The 6,797-nt window shown below is 74.0% G+C and carries 6 protein-coding genes; all 6 read right to left on the minus strand.

Going from position 1 to position 6,797, the window contains the following annotated elements; genetic code table 11:
* Positions 1–1,444: flagellar basal-body MS-ring/collar protein FliF (gene fliF, locus ABFC67_RS01780; RefSeq protein ID WP_346736318.1), on the minus strand; the 1,444-nt coding region annotated here is incomplete at its 3' end.
* A 31-nt stretch (positions 1,445–1,475) separates the two neighbouring features.
* A complete protein-coding gene (gene fliE, locus ABFC67_RS01785; protein ID WP_346736319.1) occupies positions 1,476–1,814 on the minus strand; it encodes a flagellar hook-basal body complex protein FliE in 339 nt (112 codons plus the stop codon).
* 40 nt (positions 1,815–1,854) lie between these two features.
* The gene (locus tag ABFC67_RS01790) at positions 1,855–3,201 is read right to left on the minus strand and encodes a sigma-54 dependent transcriptional regulator (protein ID WP_346736320.1); all 1,347 of its coding nucleotides are present in this window, start codon (positions 3,199–3,201) and stop codon (positions 1,855–1,857) included.
* Positions 3,198–4,406: an ATP-binding protein gene (locus tag ABFC67_RS01795; protein ID WP_346736321.1), complete on the minus strand. Its 1,209-nt coding sequence runs from the start codon at positions 4,404–4,406 to the stop codon at positions 3,198–3,200. The genes ABFC67_RS01790 and ABFC67_RS01795 overlap by 4 nt, the downstream gene beginning before the upstream one ends.
* A gap of 105 nt (positions 4,407–4,511) precedes the next feature.
* Positions 4,512–5,909 (minus strand): sigma 54-interacting transcriptional regulator, encoded by a 1,398-nt coding sequence (locus tag ABFC67_RS01800; protein ID WP_346736322.1) that lies wholly within the window; start codon positions 5,907–5,909, stop codon positions 4,512–4,514.
* Positions 5,910–6,462: 553 nt separating this feature from the next.
* A partial coding sequence (locus tag ABFC67_RS01805) for a PilZ domain-containing protein (RefSeq protein ID WP_346736323.1) occupies positions 6,463–6,797 on the minus strand: 335 nt, incomplete at its 5' end.

The raw sequence follows: 6,797 nt of genomic DNA on the forward strand, positions 1-6,797 counted from the left end.
GGAACAGCGGGCGCAGCACGCCGAACATCAGCACCAGCAGCACCAGCGCGCCGAGGCCCTGCTTGATCACGTCGCGCACGCCGGGCCGGTCCAGGATCGGCGTGCCCGGCAGGTCCGCGGCGGGATCGCTGTGGAACGGCACGTTGACCACGCTGACGCTGTCGCCGCGCGCGGCGTCGAAGCCGACCGCGTTCTTGACCAGCTCGTTCATCTGCGCCAGCTCGGCCTTGCCGAGCGGCTCGCTCTTGCTGGCGCCCTCGGCATCGGTGACCTGCTTGTTGTCCACCACCACCGCGACGCTGAGCCGGCGGATCGCGCCGACCGGCGCGCGCGTGTGGCTGATGGTGCGGTCGAGTTCGTAGTTGCGCGTGGCTGCGCTGGAGCTTTCGCCGGGCGCCGCCGCCGCGGTCTGCGCTTCGCCGGCGGCCGGCTTGGCGGCGGCCGGATTGGCCGCGGTCGGCTGCGCCGGCGTCGACGGCGGCTGGTTGCTCAGCGCGCCGGGGATGCCCTGCGCGCCGGCGGTGCCGTCGCGGCGCTGCTCGCTGCTGACCTGCTCGCTGCGCAGCGCCGGCTTGTCGTGATCGTAGGTCTCGCTGGTCTTCTCGGTTTCGGTGAAGTCCATGTCGGCGACCACCTGCGCGCGCACGCGGCCGGCGCCGACCAGCGGCGTCAGCAGCTCCTCGACGCGCGCCGCGTAGGCGTCCTCGACGCTCTGCATCAGGCGGAAGCGGCTGTCGGCGACGTCGGCCGCGCCGCCGTCGCCGGTGGTGAGCAGTTGGCCCTGCTGGTCGATCACCGAGACCTGGCGCGGGTCGAGGTCGGGCACGCTGGAGGCGACCAGATGCACGATCGCGCCGACCTGCGAGGGATCGAGCCGGCGCCCGGGGTACAGCGAGACCACCACCGAGGCGCTGGCCGGGCGGCGTTCGCGGATGAACGCCGACGCCTTCGGCAGCGCGAGGTGCACGCGCGCGTTCTTCACCGACTGCAGGCTGGCGATGGTGCTGGCGAGGTCGCTCTCCAGGCCCTGCTGGTAGCGCGCCTTCTCGGCGAAGTCGCTCATGCCGAACGGCGAGTCGGCGCCGGCGGCGGCGCTGCTGCCGGCGCTGCCGCGCGGCAGGCCCTGCGCGGCCAGCTTCAGGCGCAGCGAGGCGATGTCGGCGGACGGCACGAACACCGACCCGCCGCTGCCGCCGAGCTGGTACGGCTCGCCGGCGGCCTGCAGCGCCTGCACCACCTGCGCGGCGTCCTTGTCGTCGAGGTTGGCGTACAGCAGCGCGTAGCTCGGCGCGCGCGACCACAGCACGATGGCCACGCCGACGGCGACCGCCGCGGCGATGCCGACCAGCAGCAGCAGCTGGCGCGCGCCGGGGAACTGCGCGAGGTTGAGGCGCGCGGCGGCGCGCTGCGGGATGGCGTTGCTGGCGGCGGCGAGATCGGTCATGGCGGCGTCGGCTCAGGTCGGCGCAGGGCGCTCACACCGGCATGTTCATGATGTCTTTGTAGGCGTCGACCAGCTTGTTGCGCACCTCGGTCATGGTGCGGAACGAGAGGTCGGCCTTCTGCAGCGCGACCATCACCTGGCCGAGATCGGCGCGCGGGTCGCCGCGCTCGAACGCGGTGGCGAGCTGGCCGGCGCTGCGCTGGGTTTCCTCCACGCCGCCGACCGCCTGCTTCAGCAGCGCGCCGAAATCCTGACGCCCCGCCGCCGGCGCCTCGACGTTCGCCGCACCGGCGGCGGCGAACGGCCCGCCGGCCTGCGCGGCGAGGCCGCGCATCTGCGTCAGCAGGCCGTTGATGTCGATCTGGCTCATCGCTCGCGTCCTTCGCAAAGCGCCGGCAATCCGGCGTTTCTCACATAGATGCACAGGCCGTGCCGAGCGGTACCTGCACGCCCGACTCGCGCAGCCGCTGCAGCTTGTGGCGCAGCGTGCGCGGGCTGATGCCGAGCCGCTCGGCCGCGGCCTTGCGGCTGCCGTTGCCGGCGCGCAGCGCCTCGATGATCAGCGCCTGCTCGGAGCGGCGCAGCGTGCTGTCCAGCGCCGCCGCGTCGGCCGGCGCGGCGGCGGGCGCCGGGGTTTCGTCGCCCTCGAAGCGCAGTTCGGCGACGCCGATCGCGTTGCCGCCGGCCAGCACCAGCGCGCGCTGCAGCAGGTTGTCCAGCTCGCGCACGTTGCCCGGCCAGCGGTGCGCCAGCAGGCGCGCCTCGGCGGCGGCGTCCAGTGCCGGCACGGCGCGGCCGCGGCAATGGCGTGCCAGCAGGCGGCGCGCCAGCGGCAGGATGTCGCCGGGGCGCTCGCGCAGCGGCGGCAGGTGCAGCGGGAACACGTTGAGCCGGTAGTACAGGTCCTCGCGGAAGCGGCCGGCGGCGACCTCCTCGCGCAGGCGCCGGTTGCTGGTGGCGATCACGCGCACGTCCAGCGCGATCGGCGCCCGGCCGCCGAGGCGCTCGACCTCGCGCTCCTGCAGCACGCGCAGCAGCTTGGCCTGCAGGCCGAGGCCCATCTCGGAAATCTCGTCCAGCAGCAGGGTGCCGCCCTGCGCCTGCTCGAACTTGCCGGGGTGCGCGGCCTGCGCGCCGGTGAAGGCGCCCTTCTCGTGGCCGAACAGCACCGCCTCCAGCATGTTCTCCGGGATCGCCGCGCAGTTGATCGCGACGAACGGCCCGGCGGCGCGCGGCGACTGCGCGTGCAGGTAGCGCGCCACCACCTCCTTGCCGGTGCCGCTGTCGCCGCCGATCAGCACGGTGGCCGCGCTGGCGGCGACGCGGCGCGCCAGCTCCAGCAGCTCGCGCGAACGCGGGTCGACGGCGACCGGCCCTTCGGTGCCGTCGTCCGCGGGCGGCAGGTGGCGGCGCGCCAGCCGCACCAGTTGCGCGGCGTCGAACGGCTTGACCAGGTAGTCGCTGGCGCCCTCGCGCATCGCCTCGACCGCCTGCGCGACGGTGGCGAACGCGGTCATCATCACCACCGGCAACTGCGGATGCTCGCGGCGCAGGCGCTGCAGCAGCTCGCGCCCGTCCATCGGGCGCATCTGCACGTCGCTGACGACCAGGCCGACCGGCCGCTCGGCCAGCAGCGCCAGCGCCTGCGCGCCGTCGGCGGCTTCCGCGACCGGCAGCTCGGCCAGTTCCAGCGTCTCGCGCAGCGCCTCGCGCAGGTGCGCGTCGTCTTCGACGATCAGCACGCAGGGTTCGGTCACGGCACCGGGCTCCTTTCGTTGTGCATCGCGCGCTCGCCGCCGCGCAGCGCGCGGCCGGCGTCCGCCTCGGGCAGCGACACCACGAAGAGTGCGCCGGCGCCGGGCTCGGCCTGCACGGCGATCTCGCCGCCGTGCGCGGCGACCACCGCGCGCGCCACGGCCAGGCCGAGGCCGGTGCCGCCGCTGCGGGTGGTGAAGAACGGTTCGAAGATGCGCTCGGCCAGCTCCGGCGCGATGCCGGGGCCGTCGTCGCGGATGCCGATGCGCACGCGCCCGCCGATGCGCTCGGCGTCGATGCGCACGCAGCCGCCGGCGCCGGCGGCCTGCAGGCCGTTGACCGCGAGGTTGGTCAGCGCGCTGGCCAGCAGCTCGCGCTGGCCGCGCAGCACGGCGCCGCCGCTGCGGTCGTCGAATTCGAGGCGCGCGGCGGGGCCGCGCTGCGGCTCGGCGGCCCGCGCGATCGCGGCGAGCAGCGCCGCCACTTCGATGCGCTCGGCGCCGGCGTCGGCGCCGTCGCCGCGCGCGAACGCAAGCATGTCGGCGATCAGCCGCTCGAGATGGTGCAGCCGCGCCTGGATCTTCTCGCCGAGCCGCTGCGCAATGGCCGCGTTCAGTCCGCCTTCGGCGAGGCGCGATGCGTACAGCACCGCCGCCGCCAGCGGCGTGCGCAACTGGTGCGCGAGGCGCGCGCTCATCTCGCCCATCGCCGACAGCCGCTCGTGGCGCTCCAGCCGCGCCTGCAGCGTTCGCGCCTCGGTGACGTCGGTGAACAGCAGCACGTGGCCGCCGTCGGACAGGCGGCGCGTCGACATCGCCAGGCTGCGGCCGTCGGCGAGGCGCAGCGTGCCGCCGTCGCTGTCGGCGCCGAACGCGCGCGCGCCGACCGCCGCCCACGGCTGGCCGAGCAGCGGCTCGTCGAACAGCTCGTGCGCGCCGGCGTTGCAGTCCTGCACGCGGTCGTCGTCGTCGAGCACCACCACGCCGCCGGGCAGGACCTCGAGCAGGCCCTGCATGCGTTCGGCGAGGCGCTCCCTGGCGGCGAACTCGCGCTGCCGCGCCGCGTCGGCGGCGGCGAGCTGCGCGCCCAGCAGGGCGACCTGCTGTTCCAGCTCGCGGTAGGACTCGGCGAGAAAGCGCGAGGTGTCGTTGAACAGGGCGAAAGCCTGTTCGAGTTCGCTGGCCCGCTGTCTGGCACTGGCTTTCATGCGCGCTCCGGGGATCTGCCTCCCCGGAGCGTCATCGCAACGATCGTGCCAATTGTCGAAAGCCCCGGTGTCTCAGGCAGTTGCGGCCGCCGTCATGCGGCCGCGTCAAGAACCCGTCAGTTGCAGGCCGCCCTGCATCCCATACTTGCGCAGCTTCTCGACCAGGGTCGTGCGCTGCAGATGCAGCAGCTTGGCGGCCTTGGCGACGATGCCGTCGGAAGCCTGCAGCGCCTGGCGGATCAGCGACGCCTCGATGCCGGCGAGGTGGTCCTTCAGGTCGATGCCGCTGTGCGGCAGCAGCATGCAGCTTTCCAGCGCGCTGACGCCGTCCGCGTGCGCGGCCGCGACCTCGTCGATGTCGTGCTCGACCTCCTCGCCGCTGCGGTATTTCGCCGGCAGGTCGGCGGCGCGCACCGCGCCGTGCGGGTACAGGATCGCCAGGCGCTCGATCAGGTTGGCCAACTCGCGCACGTTGCCCGGCCACGGGTGCCGGGACAGCGCGCGCAGCGCGCCCTCGCTCAGGGCCACGCTCTCCAGCCCGCGCCGCGCCAGGCGCGCGCTGAACTCGGCGATCAGCTCGGGCAGGTCGCCGAGGCGCTCGCGCAGCGGCGGCATCTCGATCGGGAACACGCTGAGGCGGTAGAACAGGTCCTCGCGGAACTGGCCGCGTTCGATCGCCTGCTCGAGGTTGCGGTGGGTGGCGGCGATGATGCGCACGTCGCAGCGCTGCGAGCGGTTGCTGCCGACGCGCTCGTACATGCGCTCCTGCAGCACGCGCAGCAGCTTGACCTGCATCGGCAGGCTCATGTCGCCGATCTCGTCGAGGAACAGCGTGCCGCCCTCGGCGATCTCGAAGCGCCCCTTGCGCGCGGCGATGGCGCCGGTGAACGCACCCTTCTCGTGGCCGAACAGCTCGCTCTCCAGCAGCTCGGCCGGGATCGCGCCGCAGTTGATCGGCACGAACGGCTTGTCGCGGCGCGGCGAGGACTCGTGGATGGTGCGCGCGACCAGTTCCTTGCCGGTGCCGGATTCGCCGAGGATCAGCACGCTGGAATCGAAGCGCGCGACCTGGCGGATCAGTTCGTTGACGCGCCGCATCGGCGCGCTGCTGCCGACGAAGCGCGTGGCCGGCGCCGCCGCCGCGCCGCCGCGGCGCAGTCGCGCCAGCAGTTCGGAAAGCTGGGTTTCGCGGATCGGATAGTCGACCACGTGGTATTCGCGGCCGCTGCCGCGCGCCAGCCGCGCGACCGCCGGCGAATCCGCCGCGACCAGCAGCGGCAGCGCGCCGCCCTGGCCGTCGATCAGCGCCAGCTCGCGGTCGAGCGCCTCGTCGCTGATGCCGCCGACGTAGGCCGCGCGCGGACGCGCGTCGCCCGAGCCGTCCGATTGCGCCCCGTCAGTACCGGCGACATGCGCGCGATAGCCGAGGCTGTCCAGCACCGCGGCAACCACCCGCGCGCGGTCCCGGTCCGGTTCGATCACGTAAATGGATAAGTGCTGCACGATCCTCTTGCCCCCTGTGGCAATGCGGAACGGCGGCGGCGCGCAAGCGGCGGCGCCAAACCGCGCTCCGGATCAGGACATCCTGCCGCCGCGCGCTCGACCGGCGCCGTGCGGCGGGATGCCCGGAATAGTCCGTCCACGCGCCCCTCGCGACGCCCGCGCACGCCGCGTCCGCCACGCGCACCGCCCCGACCATTCGCTTGCGCGGCGCGGGTGTGCGGATGCTGGCGGAGACGGCGAACATGGCGTGCGTGATGTCGTGCGGTGGCGGGAACGGACGCTTGCAGCTTATCCACGCAACACCGCAAAGCCAGATGGCCTCGTCAAACAACTGTGAAGTCGGTGTGACGCCGTTGGCATTTTGCGCCCCCACCTTCGGCGCATGTCGCGCAACGTCATGCGGCCTGCCGTTGTGCGGCAGTTCTCGGTTTGCGCACTTTCCGATCAGCGGGCCGCGGCCGCGCGGACATCGCGGGCCGGCGCCGGCAGGTGCAACCGCCGCGCGCGCGGCAAACGGGCGCTACGACGCGTCGACGCGCGCGGCACACGGGCGCTACGACGCGTCGACGCGCGCGGCCTGGCGCGCGCCGGCGACGCGGCGCCGATGGTCGCGGAACACCAACCGCTCGATCGCTTCCTGCAGCGGCGCCGGCAGTTCCCGGAACAGCACGACGCGACGCGGGTCGCCCGGCACCAGCGCGGCGACCCGCCCGGGCAGGCGCAGCGGCACGGCGGGACAGGCATCGAGATGCAGCGCGACGATGCCGTGCGTGCCCGGCGCGGGCGCCGCGGCGGCGTCCTCCCAGGCGATGCCGTAGGCGTTCAGGCGCACCGCGCGGGCCGGCGGCAGCGCGCGCTCGCGCGCCAGCAGCGTGCCGACCAGTTCCA

Origin of the sequence: Mizugakiibacter sp. (assembly GCF_039680435.1) — a bacterium.
GTDB lineage: Bacteria > Pseudomonadota > Gammaproteobacteria > Xanthomonadales > Rhodanobacteraceae > Mizugakiibacter.